Origin of the sequence: Flavobacterium limi (genome assembly GCF_010645075.1) — a bacterium.
Lineage (GTDB): Bacteria > Bacteroidota > Bacteroidia > Flavobacteriales > Flavobacteriaceae > Flavobacterium > Flavobacterium limi.
In genome coordinates, this window is the sequence record NZ_JAADZV010000006.1 from 192816 (window position 1) to 210386 (window position 17571).

Consider the following 17571-nt stretch of genomic DNA (forward strand, 5'->3'; position numbering starts at 1 on the left):
AAAAAAAATCAATTAAGATTAGTTTTAAAATAAAAATTCCAAATTCCAGTCATAATTTGGAATTTGGAATTTAAAATATTGACATTTAAAATTATACTGCTACGTCATATTCGCGTAACGCATTATTTAATGAAGTTTTTAAATCTGTAGATGGTTTACGGGTACCTATAATCAAAGCACATGGAACCTGATATTCACCTGCTGCGAATTTTTTAGTATAACTTCCAGGGATTACAACAGAACGTGCTGGTACAAAACCTTTCATTTCAACTGGTTCGTCTCCTGTAACGTCAATGATTTTTGTTGAAGCAGTCAAACATACATTTGCTCCCAGAACAGCTTCTTTACCAACATGAACGCCTTCTACCACAATACAGCGTGAACCGACAAAAACGCCATCTTCTATAATAACCGGAGCTGCTTGTAATGGTTCTAAAACGCCTCCAATACCAACACCGCCGCTTAAGTGAACGTCTTTTCCAATTTGAGCACAGCTACCAACAGTTGCCCATGTATCCACCATTGTTCCGGCATCAACATAAGCACCAATATTCACATAACTCGGCATCATAATTACACCGCTTGAAATGTAAGAACCGTAACGGGCAGAAGCTCCCGGAACTACACGAACTCCCTTTTCAGCATAATCTCTTTTTAACAACATTTTGTCATTGTATTCGAAGATTCCGGCTTCTAATGTTTCCATTTTTTGAATCGGGAAATACATCACAACAGCTTTTTTTACCCATTCGTTAACCTGCCATCCGTCTCCTTTTGGTTCAGCAACACGAAGTTTTCCTGAATCTAATAATTCGATAACTTCTCTAATTGCATTAGTAGTTGTTTCTTCTTGTAATAAAGCTCTGTTTTCCCAAGCTTGTTCAATTATAGTTTGTAAAGAACTCATATGTTTAAATTTTTGGCAAAGATAGTTTATTTGAGTAGAATCAAAAAAGCAAATCAATTTGAAAATGTTACAAATTTAACTTTTTGTTTTTAATTTGATCAGATATTTGTGTTTCTGGAAATATTTCTAAAATGGAATTTATTTAATCGTTTTACATGATAAAAATCAGATTTCATGATTTTTGTTCTATTTAGTTTTGTCTCATAATTCCTGAGAAAGAATAGGAATTAAAGATAAATTTTAAATTAATATCAAATCAATATGAATCAGGAAAACCATTTACAAAACTGTGTTGCAGTTATAGATAAGGAAGTCACGTGGGACAAGACACAAGTAATTATGAGTAAAACAAATGCTTTTGGTATTATAGAATATGCCAACGAAGTTTTTGTAGATGTTTCAGGTTATGAAGATTATGAATTAATGGGACAGCCACATAATATTATTCGTCATCCGGATATGCCAAAAGTTATTTTTAAAGTGCTTTGGGAGAATCTGAAACAAGGAAAAAATTTTCATGCTATTGTAAAAAACTTAGCCAAGTCAGGAAGGTATTACTGGGTAATTACCGATTTTGAAATTTCTAAAGATGAAAACGGTGTAATTGTGAATTATTTTGGAAGAAGACAAGCTGTACCTCAGGAAGTTATTTCGCTCCATATTGAACCTCTGTATAAAAAATTACTGCAAATTGAAGCTGCCAGCGGAGTTGAGTTTAGCGAAAAATATCTGATTGGGTTTCTGGAAGAAAAAAAGAGAAGCTATGTTGAATATATTAAAGAACTGATTTATGAGCATGAAAAGGCTCAGTCAAAATTTGCCAATTACGAAATGAAAGCAGAAGACGAAGAAGAGGAAAGAGGCTTTTTTAGCAGACTATTCGGCAGATAATACTGCTTTATAATAATTTTTTTAGTTGTTTTAAATTTGGTTAAAATCCGTTTTGAATTTTTCAGGGCGGATTTTTTGCAGTTTCTATAATTCTGGAAATATGATTAAAAAGGGTTACCTTTAGGATAGCATATAAAAAAGCACTATGAAAGATAATTTTTCAAAACAGGCAGCTGATTATTCTAAATTTCGTCCCCAATACCCGGAAGAAATGATTCAGTATATAATTTCATTTGTAGATGATAAATCAACGGCATTGGATCTGGCTACAGGAAACGGTCAGGTAGCCCATAAACTTTCTGCTCACTTTAAAAATGTATTTGCAACAGATATTAGTCAGAAGCAGCTGGATAATGCGATTCAGGCAGAAAATATAATTTATCACAAAGAATCTGCCGAGAAAACTTCTTTTGCAAACCATCAATTTGATCTGATTGTTGTGGCGCAGGCTGTACACTGGTTTAAATTTGAAGAGTTTTATAAAGAAATTTACAGAATTTTAAAACCTGAAGGTATATTTGCGGTATTAGGCTATGGATTATTTTTTACCAATCCGGATTCAGATAAAATTTTACGACATTTTTATTATGATATAGTAGGGGCTTACTGGGATGCTGAACGAAAGTATCTGGATGAAAATTATGAAACGATTCCGTTTCCGTTTGATGAAATTGCCACAGAGAAATTTCAAAATCAATTCATCTGGACATTTGAGGAGCTTGTCGGATATCTTCAGACCTGGTCTTCAGTACAACATTATATTTCAAAAAATAATCAAAATCCAATTGATTTGATTTATGAGGACTTGAAACTTTCATGGGAAAGTAATGATAAGAAAGTTACATTTCCGCTGTTGCTTAGAATCGGAAAATTAAAATAGTTATCTTTGAAAAAAATAATGAAATGCCCAGAATTCTCTCCATAGACTACGGACAAAAGCGTACCGGAATTGCTGTCACCGATGAAATGCAAATTATAGCTTCGGGTTTAACAACGATTCCAACCCATACTTTAATTGATTTTCTGAAGGATTATTTTGCCAAAGAAAAAGTTGAAGCGGTTTTAATTGGTGAGCCGAAACAAATGAACGGAGAGCCCTCAGAAAGTGCATCTGTCATAAAAGGTTTTGTCACCCATTTTTCAAATATTTTTCCGGATATGAAAGTTGTCCGGGTAGATGAGCGCTTTACTTCAAAAATGGCTTTTCAGACAATGATCGACAGCGGACTAAGCAAAAAGCAGCGACAGAACAAAGGACTGATTGATGAAATTTCCGCAACGATTATGCTTCAGGACTATCTTTCTTCTAATCGTTTTTAAGTTTTAGGCTTATAAATTTCACTTTATTTAGAAAAAAATGTAATTATCTAACTATTATCTTCCTAAAATTAGTTTTTTTTTGGGATTATAAAAAGTAACTTTGCACTTTAAAATAAAATACTGTTATGCCTGACAATACGATACGTTCCAATAGTGAAGTAGTGCTTATTGGAGCTGGAATTATGAGTGCTACACTCGGAGTAATTTTGAAAGAATTACAACCTGATATAAAGATTGAAATTTACGAAAGATTAGATGTTGCTGCAGCTGAAAGTTCAGATGCATGGAATAATGCAGGGACAGGACATTCTGCCTTTTGTGAATTAAATTACACTCCTGAAAAAGCCGATGGCTCTGTAGACCCTAAAAAAGCCATCAGTATTGCTGAAGCTTTTGAGGTTTCACGCCAGTTTTGGTCTTATTTAGTACAGCAAAACAAGGTGCCTTCGCCTGAAAATTTTATCAAAAGCGTGCCTCACATGAGTTTCGTATGGGGAGAAAAAAATGTTAAATACCTTAAAACCCGTTTTGAGGCTTTACAAAAAAATCCATTATTTGCTGAAATGCTTTTTAGCACTGACTTTGAGCAATTGAAACAATGGATGCCTCTAGTGATGGAAGGAAGAGAGCCTGGTGAAAAACTGGCTGCCACTACAATGGCAATTGGTACCGATGTGAATTTTGGTGCTTTGACCAGAAGTATGTTTAACTATCTGGAAAAATTAGACGGTGTGAGTCTATATTTTAACCATGAGGTTAAAAAATTAAAACAGCGCGATGACAAATCATGGAGAATTAAAATAACAGATCTGGGGTCTGGCCAAAAAAGAAAGGCCTATACTAAATTTGTATTTATTGGTGCCGGAGGAGGTTCATTGCCATTATTAGAAAAAGCAAATGTACCTGAAGGTCATGGTTATGGAGGTTTCCCGGTAAGTGGTCAGTGGTTAAAATGTACAAATCCCGAAGTTATTGCAAAACATCAGGCAAAAGTTTACGGAAAAGCAAGTGTTGGAGCGCCTCCAATGTCTGTTCCACATATTGATACCCGTGTAATTGATGGTGAAAAAGCATTACTTTTCGGACCTTTTGCAGGATTTTCAACTCGTTTCTTAAAAAATGGATCATATTTGGATTTACCATTATCTATAAAAGCAAACAACCTGATTCCAATGTTATCTGCAGGATATAACAATATACCGCTAACAAAATATTTAATAGAGCAGGTTCGCCAGTCTCCAAAAGACAGAATAAAAGCTTTACGTGAATATTTGCCAACTGCAAGATCTAAAGACTGGGTTTTAGAAAAAGCAGGTCAGCGTGTTCAGGTAATTAAAAAAGGTGAAAATGGTGGTGGTGTTTTAGAATTTGGAACTGAAGTAATCAATACACAAGACGGAACGCTGGCTGTTTTATTAGGAGCATCTCCGGGAGCTTCTACAGCAGTTTCAATTATGGTTGATTTAATAGGAAGATGTTTTAAAGATCAGATCAATACACCTGAATGGGAAGCTAAACTTAAAAATATGATTCCTTCTTACAAACAGACTTTAAATGACAAGCCGGAGCTTTTAGAAGAACTTAGAAAGCACACAGCTGAAGTTTTAAAGCTGAACAGAAATTAATATAGAAAATATAATCTTTTATTATAAACAACAAATCCGGATGTATTAATCCGGATTTGTTGCTTTTAAATCTTTTGTAATTTTTAATATTTTTTCAGCTAAATTACTCATCCAGATCAATTGCTCAATTACCATTTGAGCTTCCTGCATTTTAGCCTGCCTGGTTTCCTTATCCAATTCTTCATCTGTTGCAAGACGAGTAAAGTTTTTACGTTTCATTTCTTCAAATTGCAAAGTCACGTCTTCTTTGTCAAAAAAAGTATCGGTTATGATAGTTTCATTTCTTAAAATTGAAATCGAATGATCTAAATTTAATAAGATAGTTTTAATGATATAATTAAATGATTCTGATGCTGATGTAGTCTGATGTGCCTGGATATAAGTTGATAATGAGGCCAAAGCAGAAAGCAAAGAATGATTTAGAACCACTAATTTATTTACAAGTGGCAGCGTTTTTTGCTTTGATTTTGGTTCCTGCATCATACGCTGAAAGGAGGTCATGAGATTCCCAATTTCTATAAAAACATTTTTTCTGGCAAGTCGGTAAGAAGTGGGAACTTCTCCTTTTTTATTATAAAAGTCTGCAATTTCCCTGAGGTAAGTCCTATTGGCACGAATAGAGTTTTCAATATGGATAGGTGTATTTATAAATTCCCAGGCTGGCCATAAAAACTGATTGGCGAGGAAAGCTAAAATTGCCCCGACAAGTGAATCAAGAATCCTGAACTGAATTACTTCAACAACATTTGGCACTAAAATCCCATAAATAAAAACGACATACATGGTTACAAAAGTTGCACTGATTTTATAATTGGTCTGGGCGAAAGAAATTCCAAGGAGCATACAGATGATTGAAAAAATACTTAAAACCACATGATTTTGCACAACAGAAACAATTCCGAATGCCAATAAACCTCCTAAAAGTGTACCGAAAATACGATTGTAAGACCGTTCTTTTGTTAAGCCATATCCAGGACGCATAATAACAACAATGGTTAACAAAATCCAGTATACGTTTTGAAAAGGAAGAAACTTCCCAACTATAAATCCAATTAAAATGGTTATCGTCAATCGGACAGAATGCCTGAAAATAGAAGAAGAAAAACTAAGGTTTTCAATCAGTGTACGTAATGGGTAATATTGTGGTGTCAGGAATTTTTCGAGTTCCTTGTCTTTTTCTTTAAGTTTATAAGATTGCATTGCCAATGAAAATGCCCTTTGTATGATCTTGATTTTTCCTACCTGATTTTTAGCATATTTCAGCATGTTGGTTAGCATCAGAACCCCTTCTGCGGCTTCTTCTTTTCCTAATGTTTTTTCGTAGTCAAAAATGGCAAATTCAAGAGCATCAAGTTCATTTTTTAAATCATTTTTATCTACGTAAACCGCAATATGATGCACGTTTTTAGAAAGTTTTTTTAAGGTTGAAGCCAACTTGTATGCAACATTCTGATATGTTCTTAAGACATCCGGATGTTTGTCAAATTTTTCATGAATTTTACTGTGATCGAAAGACGTATATAATGCCAGTTCCTGAATTTCAAGCAGAGTAATAAAAACCAGCAACATTTTTCGGTTCTGACTCGTAGCAGAGCTGCTTTGGTTTCCAATAAGCACTTTTCGTAAATCCTCATGAATCTCATTTAACTCTACCTGAATGCTTAGTTGTTTTTCGATAATTGTTTTTCGGTTCGCTTCCGGACTCCACAAATCTCCTCTTAGTTTTAAATACTTTGCGGTTAATCTGATTCCACGGGCAATTTCAAGTTCGATATATTTATAAGGCTGTATGAAATGAAAAGCAAGAGAAACAATTAGATATAAAATTCCTCCGGTAAAAATATAGCCTGAGTAAGCAAAGGCTTCCCAGCCTTTATGTATATGTCCAAATGATAAAGAGATTGATATTAAAGCAGAAAACGAAACCAAAGTGGCTCTTTGACCATAGACAGAAATCATAGAGCATAAAAAAAGTAAAAATCCTAAAAAAGGGTAGAATAAATAAGGATATGGATAAGCAAGATTTACTAGTAAATTTACCCCGGAAACAATAAAAGAAGCTACAATCAATCCTTTTATTTTGTGACTTAATGTGCTTGGAATATCACTGGGATAAGTATAAAAAGCACCTAATGCAATCGTAAAACCAATTTCAAAATGTCCTAAAAGATTAAAAATTAATACAGGAATAACAGAGGCTATCGTGACTTTTGTGGCATTTAAAAACGAAGTGCTGTTGGTGAATTTTGCAATACGATCAAACATATAAATTAGTTTAAAACAAAGGTAAGATAATTTGGCATAATTATGGCTCAGATTTTAATAACAGTCAAAATGAGATTTAATATACTATTTTCAAATGGTCATTGACTATTTTTTACTATTTTTGACTGCTAAATTTGAAGGATTAGATTAATTTTTCATTTAATAAAAATAAATAATACAATATAGATGATTTTACCAATTGTAGGATATGGGGATCCTGTTTTAAGAAAAGTTGGTGAGGTAATTACGCCGGATTATCCAAACTTAAAAGAAACAATAGCAAACATGTACGAAACCATGTATAATGCTTATGGCGTGGGACTTGCTGCACCACAAGTAGGCTTGGCAATTCGTTTGTTTGTAATTGATACAGCACCTTTTAGTGATGATGAAGAACTAAAGGAAGACGAGCAAAAAAACTTAAAAGGTTTCAAAAGAACTTTTATCAATCCTAAAATTATTAAAGAAGAAGGAGAGGAGTGGAGTTTTAACGAGGGATGCTTAAGTATCCCTGATGTCCGTGAAGATGTATATAGAAAACCTACGGTAACACTTGAATATTGTGAGGAAGATTTTGTAACAAAAACGGAAGTTTTTGAAGGATTGATTGCAAGAGTTATTCAACATGAATATGATCATATTGAGGGAATATTGTTTACAGATAAAATATCATCTTTAAAAAAACGTCTGATCCAGAAGAAACTGAAAAATATTACAGAGGGTAAAACTTTTCAGGAATACAGAATGAAATTTGCATCCGCTAAAAAAGGAAGATAATAGATAATACCAAAAATTCTTAATACTAATTTAATAAACATGAATTTAGACAAAATTTTAGCCATTTCAGGAAAGCCTGGTTTATATGTATTGAAAGTGCAAACGCGTACAGGTTTTGTGGCAGAATCATTATTAGACGGAAAAAAAATTACTGTAAACTTAAAAAGTAACGTAAGTTTATTGTCTGAAATTTCAATCTATACTTATGAAGGGGAGAAACCTTTGACGGAAGTAATGCAGCGTATTGCCGTTAAAGAAAACAAGGAACAGGCTATTTCACATAAAGAAGACAATGCAAAATTAACAGCTTATTTCAAAGAGATTTTGCCGGAATATGACGAAGAAAGAGTATATCCATCTGATATTAAAAAAGTATTAAACTGGTATAACATGCTTCAGGCAAAAGGGTTAGTTACTGATGAAGCTCCGGCTGCAACTTCAACATCTGAAGAAATTGCTGTTGAAGAACCGGTAAAAAAAGCTCCTGCCAAAAAAGCAAAAGCTAAAAAAGAAGAATAGTAGTTCTATATTCAAATATACAATCCTGTTAAGATGTTTTCTTAACAGGATTTTTTACTTTTACAGGATTAGGTTACAACAAAAAATCATAAAATGAGCAAAGAACTTCAGCTTAAAGCTTTCGAAAGATTATTAATTATTATGGATGAACTCCGTGAGCAATGCCCCTGGGATAAAAAGCAGACTTTACAAACATTAAGGCACCTCACCATAGAAGAAACTTACGAACTAGGAGATGCTATTTTAGATAATGATTTGAATGAAGTTAAAAAAGAACTGGGAGATTTATTACTTCATATTGTATTTTATGCTAAAATAGGTTCTGAAACGAATGATTTTGATATAGCCGATGTCTGCAATGAAATTTGTGATAAACTGATTCATCGCCACCCCCATATTTATAGTGATACTATAGTGAAAGACGAAGACGAAGTCAAACAAAACTGGGAAAAACTAAAACTAAAAGAAGGGAAAAAATCTGTTTTGGAAGGTGTTCCGAGAAGTTTGCCTGCCTTGGTAAAAGCCAGCCGAATACAGGATAAAGTAAAAGGGGTTGGTTTTGACTGGGAAGCACCGCATCAGGTTTGGGATAAAGTACAGGAAGAACTGCAGGAATTGCAAGTTGAAGTTAAATCCGGAAACCAGGATAAAATTGAAGCTGAATTTGGGGATGTTCTATTTTCTATGATCAATTATGCCAGATTTTTAAATGTAAACCCCGAAGATGCCCTGGAACGAACCAATAAAAAATTTATCAAACGTTTTCAGTATTTAGAAAGTAAAGCAGAGCAATTAGGAAAACCGTTGATGGAAATGACTCTGGCGGAAATGGATGTGTTTTGGAACGAAGCTAAAAAGTTATAATTGTTCTGAAAGCCTTTTTAAGGCTTTTATATCTTTCAATACAATTTTTTTACCCACTAATTCTATCAATTCCAGTTTGTTAAAATCAGACAGTAATCGAATACAGCTTTCTGTGGCAGTACCAATCATACCTGCAAGTTCTTCACGGGTGAGCTGAACTTTCAATGTCTTATCTGCATTTTCTCCAAAAGCATCATGTAAATGTAATAAGGTTTCGGCTAAACGTTGTTTTACTGTTTTTTGAACTAAGGCAATTTTATCGTTTTCAGATTCTTTCAAATCTTCACAAACGGATTGCATCAGGTTCAATGAAAACTGATTGTTATTATTAAAGAAATGTATAATTTCAGATTTTGGAATAAAGCAAACCTCCATGTCTGCAATGGCTTTTGCAGATAAATTTGCAGGTTCATTGCTAATCATGGAACGTTGTCCTAAAAGCTCTCCGGATTTTACCAGTTTTATAATCTGATCTTTTCCGTTGGCACTTAATTTGGAAAGTTTTCCAACTCCATCTTTTACACAAAAAACACCATTGGTTACTTCGCCTTCCTCAAAAATGGCTTCTCCTTTTTTTATTTTGTGAGTAGTTTTACTATTTGCTAATTTTATAACTTCTTCTTTATTAAGAGCTTTTAATGAAGAAAGCTGGCGTACGATACATTGGTCACATTTATTCATAGCAAAAATATTTACTGCAAAATTAACCAATAATCGCTTTCATAGGTGAAATTATTTTTGAAAATCCATTAAAGAAAACCATTCTTAATAATCTTTTATTTATTTTTTAATTGAAGAATTGTATTCATTCTAACATGATAAATGTCATAGTTATAGTTCCTTCTTATTCTGAATCTTTGCCTTATTAAAAAGAAACAAATATGAGTGAGCAGGGTTGTTTTCATTGTGGGCTTAGCATTCCTAAAAATGAAGTAATCAATTTTGATGAGAAAAAGTTTTGTTGTACTGGCTGTAAAACAGTCTATGAAATTTTTAGTCTTAATGATTTGACTTCGTATTATGACTTTGAAAAATCACCGGGGGCTACTCCTCAGGACATTCAGGGAAAATATGATTTTTTAGAAAATGAAATGATTCTTTCTAAAGTTTTGGAATTTCAGGAAGGATATACTTCAATTGTTTCTTTAAATATTCCACATATTCATTGCAGTTCCTGTATCTGGCTTCTTGAAAATCTTAATCGGCTTCAGCCCGGTATTAGCATGTCTCAGGTTAATTTTCCGGAAAAGAAAGTCCGAATCACATTTAATTCAGAAACAGTTTCGCTTAAATCAATCGTTTATCTGTTAAGTTCCATTGGTTATGAACCTTATATTAGTCTGGAAAATTATGAAACAGGAAAAACAAAAGTAGACCGGACGCTGACTTATAAATTAGGTGTTGCGTTTTTTTGTTTTGGAAACATTATGCTGCTTTCATTTCCGGAATATTTCGAGATGAAAGAATTTTGGCTGGACAATTATAAACCGTTTTTCAGAGGATTAATTTTTGTGTTGGCATTACCAAGTTTTCTGTATTCAGCTAGCGGCTATTACGTTTCGGCTTATCATAGTATCAAAACCAAAATGCTAAACATCGATATTCCAATCGCTTTAGGAATTATTGTAATGTTTATCCGAAGTTCTTATGATATGCTGATGGATCACGGACCTGGTTTTTTTGACAGCTTAGTCAGTTTGGTCTTTTTCATGCTGCTAGGAAAAATGTTCCAGACAAAAACCTATAGTTTTTTGAGTTTCGAAAGAGATTTTAAATCGTATTTCCCAATTGCCGTTACCCGAATCAATTCGAATTCATCTGAGGAAAGTGTGCCAATTTATGATGTCCTAAAAGGCGACAGATTATTGATCAGAAATCAGGAATTGATTCCCGTTGACGGAATTTTAATGAGTGAAAAAGCCGAAATAGATTATAGCTTCGTTACTGGAGAGGCTATACCAATCAATAAAAAATCGGGAGATAAATTGTTTGCCGGTGGGAAACAAATTGGAAAAGTTATCGAAATGGAAGTTTTACATTCGGTTTCACAAAGTTATCTGACGCAATTGTGGAGCAATGAAATTTTTCAGAAAAGAGTCGATCAAAAGCACAAAACCATAACAGATGCAATAAGCCGGTATTTCACCCCAATCTTACTTCTTATTGCATTTGCCGGTTTTGGATATTGGATATTCATTGATGCCAATACAGCTTTTAATGTTTTTACTGCAGTTTTAATTGTCGCCTGTCCCTGCGCATTGGCACTCACTGCACCGTTTACGTTCGGTAACATTCTCCGAATTATGGGGAAACAAAAAATGTACCTTAAAAATGCTTTGGTTATAGAGCAGCTGGCAAAAGTAGATACCATTGTTTTTGATAAAACCGGAACCATAACGACAAATAAAAAATCAAATATTGTATACGAAGGCAAGGCACTTTCTGATGAAAATTATATGTTGATTAAAAATGTACTTCGAGGATCAAATCATCCTTTAAGCCGAATGCTTTATGATTTTTTACCGGAATATAAAAGAATTAAAGTTGATGAATTTCAGGAAATTACCGGAAAAGGAATTTTAGGGGTTATTGATGGCAAAGAAATAAAAATCGGTTCAGCAATATTCGTTGAAAGTCCGAATTCAGATCTGTCAGAAATAGAAAGGACATCGCTCCACATCAGAATCGATACATTTTATTTTGGAAAATTCAATTTTCAAAATCAATACAGAGATGGTCTTGAAACGTTATTTTCAACTTTAAGTGAAAGCTATCAGATAAAAGTGCTTTCGGGTGATAATGATGGTGAAAGAACCAATTTAGAATCTATTCTGCCAAAAGGCACGGAACTTATTTTTAATCAAAAACCTGAACAAAAGCTGGAGTTTATTAAAAACCTGCAGGAAACAGGTAGGAATGTAATGATGGTGGGAGATGGCTTAAATGATGCCGGAGCTTTGGCACAAAGTAACGTTGGGATTTCGATATCTGAAAATGTCAATGTGTTTTCTCCCGCTTGTGATGCTATTCTGGATGCGAATGAATTTTCGCGATTGGATTACTTTTTAAAATTATCCCATAAATCAATCAGGATCATCAAAATGAGTTTTGTTTTATCACTGCTTTATAATGTCGTTGGGCTCACATTTGCCGTTACCGGGAACTTACTTCCACTAGTAGCCGCGATCATCATGCCGTTAAGTACTATTACGATTGTGAGTTTTGTAACGCTGATGAGCAATTTTTATGCGAATAAAAAATAACGGGCTTTTAATGAGCTTTGGGCTGTTTTTTGAGATTCTTTTAAGTTTTCTCACCATGATAATTATCATATTTTATCAGTCACCAACGCTCTAATTTTGTTACTATAAATTTAAAGATATGAGTGTTATTTATCTATTAATCTCAGTAAGTATTTTTGTTGCAATCTGTTTCTTTATTGCCTTTATAGCAGCTGTCAAATCAGGGCAGTATGATGATGATTACACGCCCTCGGTCAGGATCCTCTTTGATGACGAAACCAAAATCACCTCTCAAAATAATAATTCACCAATAGAAGAAAAACAAGTTTAATTATGGAAATGGAACAATTTTACTACGACAACAAAATCGTAAAAAAATTCATTTACGCCACCATTCTTTTCGGGGTAGTGGGTATGTTAGTGGGACTTACCCTTGCGGTTATGTACCTTTTTCCCAATCTTACCGATGGGATCTCATGGCTTAGTTATGGGCGTTTAAGACCTTTGCATACCAATGCGGTAATTTTTGCCTTTGTAGGGAATGCCTTTTTTGCAGGGATGTATTATTCACTGCAAAGATTACTAAAAGCCAGGATGTTCAGTGACTTTTTAAGCAATCTGCATTTCTGGGGCTGGCAGTTAATAATTGTCGCTGCGGCAATTACCTTACCATTAGGATATACTTCTTCAAAAGAATATGCTGAATTAGAATGGCCAATAGATATTGCGATAGCTGTAATTTGGGTAGTAATGGGAATCAATATGATTGGTACCATGTTACGCAGAAGAGAGCGACATTTGTACGTAGCCATTTGGTTTTATCTGGCCACATTTGTGACTGTAGCCGTTTTGCATATTTTTAATAACCTCGAAATCCCGGTTTCAGGATTAAAAAGTTATTCTGTCTATGCAGGTGTTCAGGATGCATTGGTACAGTGGTGGTACGGACATAATGCGGTGGCATTTTTCCTGACAACTCCATTTTTAGGATTGATGTACTATTTTATTCCAAAGGTAGCTAACCGACCAGTTTATTCTTATCGATTATCGATTATTCACTTTTGGTCTTTAATATTCATTTATATCTGGGCTGGACCGCACCATTTATTATATTCTGCTTTGCCAAACTGGGCTCAGAATTTAGGTGTAGCATTTTCTGTAATGTTGCTTGCTCCTTCATGGGGAGGTATGATAAACGGTCTTTTGACTTTAAGAGGTGCATGGGATAAAGTTCGAGTTGAACCGGTGCTAAAATTCTTTGTCGTAGCGATTACAGGTTACGGAATGGCAACTTTTGAAGGGCCAATGCTTTCTTTTAAAAATGTAAATGCTATTGCACACTATACAGACTGGATCGTAGCACACGTACACGTTGGAGCTTTAGCCTGGAACGGATTCATGTCTTTCGGTATCATCTACTGGCTGATTCCGCGAATGACCAAAAGTCAGCTGTTCTCTACTAAACTTGCTAATTTCCACTTCTGGATTGGAACTTTAGGAATCATATTGTATGCTTTACCAATGTATGTTGCAGGTTTTCAACAAGCCTCTATGTGGAAACAGTTTAACCCTGACGGTACTTTAACTTATGGGAATTTCCTTGAAACCGTTACAGCGATTATGCCTTTGTACTGGATGAGAGCTATAGGTGGTAGTTTATATCTTATCGGAATGCTGACACTGGTTTATAATATCATCATGACGGTTAGAGCTGGGCAACCTGTTGAAGATGAATTGGCTCAGGCTCCTGCATTACAGACTATTAAAAGCGGCAGAATCAGTGGTGAAAAATTCCACTCATGGTTAGAAAGAAAACCAATTCAACTGACCATTTTGGCAACCATTGCTATTTTAATTGGAGGAATTATTCAGATTGTTCCAACGATTATGGTAAAATCGAATATTCCAACGATTTCAAGTGTAAAACCATACACACCTTTAGAACTGGAAGGTCGTGATTTATACATTCGTGAAGGCTGTGTTGGCTGTCATTCTCAATCGGTTCGTCCGTTCAGAAGCGAGGTAGAACGTTACGGTCCTCAGGCAAAAGCAGGAGAATTTGTGTACGATCATCCATTCCTGTGGGGATCAAAACGTACAGGTCCCGATTTGCAAAGAGTAGGAGGAAAGTATAATGATAACTGGCATTTTAATCACATGTGGAATCCTCAAAGTACCTCTGCAGGATCGATCATGCCGGGCTATAAATGGCTGTTTGATAATAAACCATTGGATATTTCATTACTCGAAAAGAAAATGAAGGCAATGCAGACATTAGGAGTTCCTTATTCAGAAGCAGAAGTTGCTGATGCGCAGAAAACATTGAGAACTCAGGCTCTTGCAATTGAAAAAAGCTTAGAAAATGATCCTGACTATGTAAAAAGTTATGAAGATAGCAGAAAAAAGGCTGCCGCAAAAGGCGAAAAATTTGTTCCGATGAATGAAAGGGAAATCGTGGCTTTGATTGCTTACATACAAAGGCTTGGGACTGATATTAAAGTAAAAGAAACTTCAAAATAACAGCATTATGTTTGAACAAATAAAACACAATATGGAGACAATCGCGGGTATCGAAATTTACCCGATTCTCTCCCTCATGATTTTCTTCCTGTTTTTTGTCGGTTTAGGTTTTTGGGTATTCTCCTATACTAAAGATAAAATTCAGCAAATGAGTGAAATACCTTTAGATGATAGTATAATTTCAAAAGATATTTAAGATGAAAAAGTTTTTTCCAGTATATGTAAGATTGCCCATTATTTTTTTCATCGTATTTGGTTTGATGGAATATTTTATAGACTCGGGTGACAGGGCTGCTTTTATAAAATATCCAATGGTTGCTGTCTTTTTGTTTGTCTTTTTGTTTATTCTGATTGCTATCGAAATTACACTCAGTGCTGTAAACCGCGTGATGTATCAATTGATGTCTCCCGAAGAAAAAGCAAAATTGGCACACGAAGAAAGTCTTAGTTTTCAGGAGAGTACCTGGTTTAAGAACCTGATGCACAAGCTTACGAAAACAGAACCAATTGAAAAAGAAGGGGACTTGTTGATGGATCATGATTATGACGGAATCAAAGAATTAGATAATAATTTGCCGCCATGGTGGGTGTATTTGTTCTATATCTGTATTGTTTTTGGAGTTGCTTATGTTTTTTACTTTGATGTTTTTGGAGGAGACAATCAGGAAATGGAATTGAAGAAAGAAATGGCTCAGGCAAAAATTGAAGTAGAAGAATATCTTAAAACTGCTCCGGATCTGATGGATGAAAAAACAGTCGTACTGCTTACGGATGAAGCAAGTTTGGCAGAAGGAAAAGAAATATTCACAATGAATTGTGCTGCCTGCCACAGAGCCGATGCGGGAGGGCAAATTGGTCCAAACTTAACAGATGACCGTTGGATTTTAGGAGGCGGAATTAAAGAAGTATTTCATACAATCTCCAATGGTGGTCGTGACGGAAAAGGAATGGTTTCCTGGAAAACAAACGGAATGAAACCAAAAGAAATTCAGAAAGTAGCAAGTTACATTTTGTCTCTACAGGGAAGTAATCCAAAAGATGCCAAAGAAGCTGAAGGTGAAGTTTGGGTAGACGAAAGTGCCGAAAAAACCGATGCTCCGGAAAAATAATACAATGATAATACAAGCAGTTAAAAAATAATTACCATGTCAAATTTACCAGACGAAGCTTTTAGAGATACCATCGGAACTATTGATGAAGGCGGAAAACGAAAGTTCATTTTCCCTAAAAAACCGTCTGGTAAATTTTATGAGTATCGCAAAATTGTCAGTTATGTTTTATTAGGGATCTTGATTGCAAATCCGTTTATAAAAATTAACGGAAACCAGTTTATGATGTTCAATATTGTAGAACGTCGTTTCAATATTTTCGGATTTCCTTTCTGGCCACAGGATTTTTATCTTTTTGTGATTTCAATGCTCGTTGGAGTTGTTTTTATAATTCTGTTCACCGTAGTTTTCGGAAGGATATTTTGCGGATGGATCTGTCCACAGACGATTTTTCTGGAGATGGTTTTTCGAAGAATCGAATATTGGATTGACGGAGACCGCGGCGCACAATCACGTTTGGCAAGACAGGAATGGAACGCGGAGAAAATCCGAAAAAGGCTCACGAAATGGTTTGTTTTCTTCCTGATTTCTTTCGGGATTGCCAATGTTTTTCTGGCGTATTTAGTGGGCAGTAATACCTTATTTCTAATGATAGAGCAGGGGCCAGTTCAACAAGCGGGTAATTTTACTGCACTGCTAATTTTTACCGGCGTTTTCTATTTTGTTTTTGTATGGTTCCGGGAGCAGGTTTGTATTATTGCCTGTCCGTATGGAAGGCTACAAGGAGTTCTTCTGGACAATAAGTCTATAAATGTAGCTTATGATTTTGTTCGTGGCGAAAAAGAAGAAGGCCGAGCCAAATTCAGTAAAAAAGAAAACAGGGCATTAACCGGAAAAGGAGATTGCATCGATTGCCATCAATGTGTACATGTTTGCCCAATGGGAATCGACATTCGAAACGGAACCCAGTTAGAATGCACCAATTGTACCGCCTGCATCGATGAATGCGATTCGATTATGGACTCGGTTGGTTTACCGAAAGGACTGATTCGTTACGCTTCTGAAGATGAAATAGAGAAAAAAGAGCCTTTTAAATTCACAACCAGAATGAAAGGGTATACAGCAGTATTATTTATTCTGTTGAGTGTTTTTGTCGGAATGTTGTTTTTAAGAACCAATGTCGAAGCGATTATTTTACGTTTGCCAGGACAATTGTTTCAGCACAAAGGCGATAAAATCAGTAATGTTTACACTTATAAAATCGTAAACAAGACGATGAAAGATTACAGTGATATCCATTTTGAGTTAATCGATCAGAAAGGTGAAATCAGCAAAGTTGGAGAACAGCATTTTAAAATAGCTAAAGAAGGCATTTCACAAGGAACCTTATTTATAGAAATTGATGAGCTATTGCTGGAAAGTGATAAAACCAAAGTGAAAATTGGTGTGTACGACGGTAAGGAATTACTGGAAACCACCACTACAAATTTCTTAGGACCAAGAAGTTTTAATTAAAGTATAAACCTGTTGGAGGTATAATTTAAAAAAAAAAAAAATATATTAACACATAGAAACATAGATTAAAATTTAAA

Annotated in this window: 16 protein-coding genes; 13 read left to right on the top strand and 3 right to left on the bottom strand. The window is 34.8% G+C overall.

Annotation, left to right across the window (positions count from 1 at the left end; all coding sequences use genetic code 11):
• Positions 1-91: 91 nt before the first annotated feature.
• On the bottom strand, positions 92-907 hold the full coding sequence (locus GXM16_RS13885) for a 2,3,4,5-tetrahydropyridine-2,6-dicarboxylate N-succinyltransferase (RefSeq protein ID WP_163395062.1): 816 nt from the start codon (positions 905-907) through the stop codon (positions 92-94).
• A gap of 261 nt (positions 908-1168) precedes the next feature.
• Between GXM16_RS13885 and GXM16_RS13890 the strand changes: the two genes are divergently transcribed.
• The 4 genes from GXM16_RS13890 (at position 1169) to GXM16_RS13905 (ending at position 4743) form a co-directional block, all read left to right on the top strand.
• Entirely contained in the window at positions 1169-1798 is a 630-nt protein-coding gene (locus GXM16_RS13890) for a PAS domain-containing protein (protein WP_163395064.1), read from the top strand.
• Between the two features lie 145 nt (positions 1799-1943).
• On the top strand, positions 1944-2678 hold the full coding sequence (locus GXM16_RS13895; RefSeq protein ID WP_163395065.1) for a class I SAM-dependent methyltransferase: 735 nt from the start codon (positions 1944-1946) through the stop codon (positions 2676-2678).
• A gap of 23 nt (positions 2679-2701) precedes the next feature.
• A complete protein-coding gene (gene ruvX, locus GXM16_RS13900) occupies positions 2702-3118 on the top strand; it encodes a Holliday junction resolvase RuvX (protein ID WP_163395067.1) in 417 nt (138 codons plus the stop codon).
• A gap of 125 nt (positions 3119-3243) precedes the next feature.
• A complete protein-coding gene (locus tag GXM16_RS13905; RefSeq protein WP_163395069.1) occupies positions 3244-4743 on the top strand; it encodes a malate:quinone oxidoreductase in 1500 nt (499 codons plus the stop codon).
• A 45-nt stretch (positions 4744-4788) separates the two neighbouring features.
• On the opposite strand, the gene GXM16_RS13910 is transcribed toward GXM16_RS13905, so the two are convergent.
• On the bottom strand, positions 4789-7008 hold the full coding sequence (locus tag GXM16_RS13910) for an FUSC family protein (protein ID WP_163395071.1): 2220 nt from the start codon (positions 7006-7008) through the stop codon (positions 4789-4791).
• Positions 7009-7194: 186 nt separating this feature from the next.
• On the opposite strand from GXM16_RS13910, the gene def reads away from it, so the two are divergent.
• From def to mazG, 3 genes are all read left to right on the top strand, one after another.
• On the top strand, positions 7195-7785 hold the full coding sequence (gene def / locus GXM16_RS13915; protein ID WP_163395073.1) for a peptide deformylase: 591 nt from the start codon (positions 7195-7197) through the stop codon (positions 7783-7785).
• Positions 7786-7824: 39 nt separating this feature from the next.
• Positions 7825-8304: a DUF5606 family protein gene (locus GXM16_RS13920; protein ID WP_163395075.1), complete on the top strand. Its 480-nt coding sequence runs from the start codon at positions 7825-7827 to the stop codon at positions 8302-8304.
• Between the two features lie 93 nt (positions 8305-8397).
• Positions 8398-9168 (top strand): nucleoside triphosphate pyrophosphohydrolase, encoded by a 771-nt coding sequence (gene mazG, locus GXM16_RS13925; protein ID WP_163395077.1) that lies wholly within the window; start codon positions 8398-8400, stop codon positions 9166-9168.
• Here the strand turns inward: mazG and GXM16_RS13930 are convergent.
• On the bottom strand, positions 9163-9849 hold the full coding sequence (locus tag GXM16_RS13930) for a Crp/Fnr family transcriptional regulator (protein ID WP_163395078.1): 687 nt from the start codon (positions 9847-9849) through the stop codon (positions 9163-9165). The two genes, mazG and GXM16_RS13930, sit on opposite strands and share 6 nt — an antisense overlap.
• A gap of 200 nt (positions 9850-10049) precedes the next feature.
• Between GXM16_RS13930 and GXM16_RS13935 the strand changes: the two genes are divergently transcribed.
• The 6 genes from GXM16_RS13935 to ccoG all read left to right on the top strand — a co-directional run bounded on the left by GXM16_RS13935 (position 10050) and on the right by ccoG (position 17494).
• Entirely contained in the window at positions 10050-12431 is a 2382-nt protein-coding gene (locus GXM16_RS13935) for a heavy metal translocating P-type ATPase (protein ID WP_163395080.1), read from the top strand.
• Between the two features lie 118 nt (positions 12432-12549).
• Positions 12550-12741, top strand: coding sequence for a cbb3-type cytochrome oxidase assembly protein CcoS (gene ccoS, locus GXM16_RS13940; RefSeq protein WP_089052370.1), 192 nt, complete (start codon positions 12550-12552; stop codon positions 12739-12741).
• Positions 12742-12743: 2 nt separating this feature from the next.
• Positions 12744-14930, top strand: coding sequence for a cytochrome-c oxidase, cbb3-type subunit I (gene ccoN, locus GXM16_RS13945; protein ID WP_163395082.1), 2187 nt, complete (start codon positions 12744-12746; stop codon positions 14928-14930).
• Between the two features lie 7 nt (positions 14931-14937).
• A complete protein-coding gene (locus GXM16_RS13950) occupies positions 14938-15126 on the top strand; it encodes a CcoQ/FixQ family Cbb3-type cytochrome c oxidase assembly chaperone (RefSeq protein ID WP_163395083.1) in 189 nt (62 codons plus the stop codon).
• A gap of 1 nt (position 15127) precedes the next feature.
• Positions 15128-16039: a cbb3-type cytochrome c oxidase N-terminal domain-containing protein gene (locus GXM16_RS13955; RefSeq protein WP_163395084.1), complete on the top strand. Its 912-nt coding sequence runs from the start codon at positions 15128-15130 to the stop codon at positions 16037-16039.
• 36 nt (positions 16040-16075) lie between these two features.
• Positions 16076-17494 (top strand): cytochrome c oxidase accessory protein CcoG, encoded by a 1419-nt coding sequence (ccoG, locus tag GXM16_RS13960; protein WP_163395085.1) that lies wholly within the window; start codon positions 16076-16078, stop codon positions 17492-17494.
• The last annotated feature ends 77 nt before the right edge of the window (positions 17495-17571 follow it).

Coding starts and splice junctions, on each gene's coding strand:
- GXM16_RS13890 (WP_163395064.1), top strand. CDS start 1,169: ATGAATCAGGAAAACCATTTACAAAACTGTGTTGCAGTTATAGATAAG.
- ccoS (WP_089052370.1), top strand. CDS start 12,550: ATGAGTGTTATTTATCTATTAATCTCAGTAAGTATTTTTGTTGCAATC.
- GXM16_RS13920 (WP_163395075.1), top strand. CDS start 7,825: ATGAATTTAGACAAAATTTTAGCCATTTCAGGAAAGCCTGGTTTATAT.
- GXM16_RS13895 (WP_163395065.1), top strand. CDS start 1,944: ATGAAAGATAATTTTTCAAAACAGGCAGCTGATTATTCTAAATTTCGT.
- GXM16_RS13935 (WP_163395080.1), top strand. CDS start 10,050: ATGAGTGAGCAGGGTTGTTTTCATTGTGGGCTTAGCATTCCTAAAAAT.
- GXM16_RS13885 (WP_163395062.1), bottom strand. CDS start 907: ATGAGTTCTTTACAAACTATAATTGAACAAGCTTGGGAAAACAGAGCT.
- GXM16_RS13930 (WP_163395078.1), bottom strand. CDS start 9,849: ATGAATAAATGTGACCAATGTATCGTACGCCAGCTTTCTTCATTAAAA.
- def (WP_163395073.1), top strand. CDS start 7,195: ATGATTTTACCAATTGTAGGATATGGGGATCCTGTTTTAAGAAAAGTT.
- GXM16_RS13905 (WP_163395069.1), top strand. CDS start 3,244: ATGCCTGACAATACGATACGTTCCAATAGTGAAGTAGTGCTTATTGGA.
- GXM16_RS13950 (WP_163395083.1), top strand. CDS start 14,938: ATGTTTGAACAAATAAAACACAATATGGAGACAATCGCGGGTATCGAA.
- mazG (WP_163395077.1), top strand. CDS start 8,398: ATGAGCAAAGAACTTCAGCTTAAAGCTTTCGAAAGATTATTAATTATT.
- ccoN (WP_163395082.1), top strand. CDS start 12,744: ATGGAAATGGAACAATTTTACTACGACAACAAAATCGTAAAAAAATTC.
- ruvX (WP_163395067.1), top strand. CDS start 2,702: ATGCCCAGAATTCTCTCCATAGACTACGGACAAAAGCGTACCGGAATT.
- ccoG (WP_163395085.1), top strand. CDS start 16,076: ATGTCAAATTTACCAGACGAAGCTTTTAGAGATACCATCGGAACTATT.
- GXM16_RS13910 (WP_163395071.1), bottom strand. CDS start 7,008: ATGTTTGATCGTATTGCAAAATTCACCAACAGCACTTCGTTTTTAAAT.
- GXM16_RS13955 (WP_163395084.1), top strand. CDS start 15,128: ATGAAAAAGTTTTTTCCAGTATATGTAAGATTGCCCATTATTTTTTTC.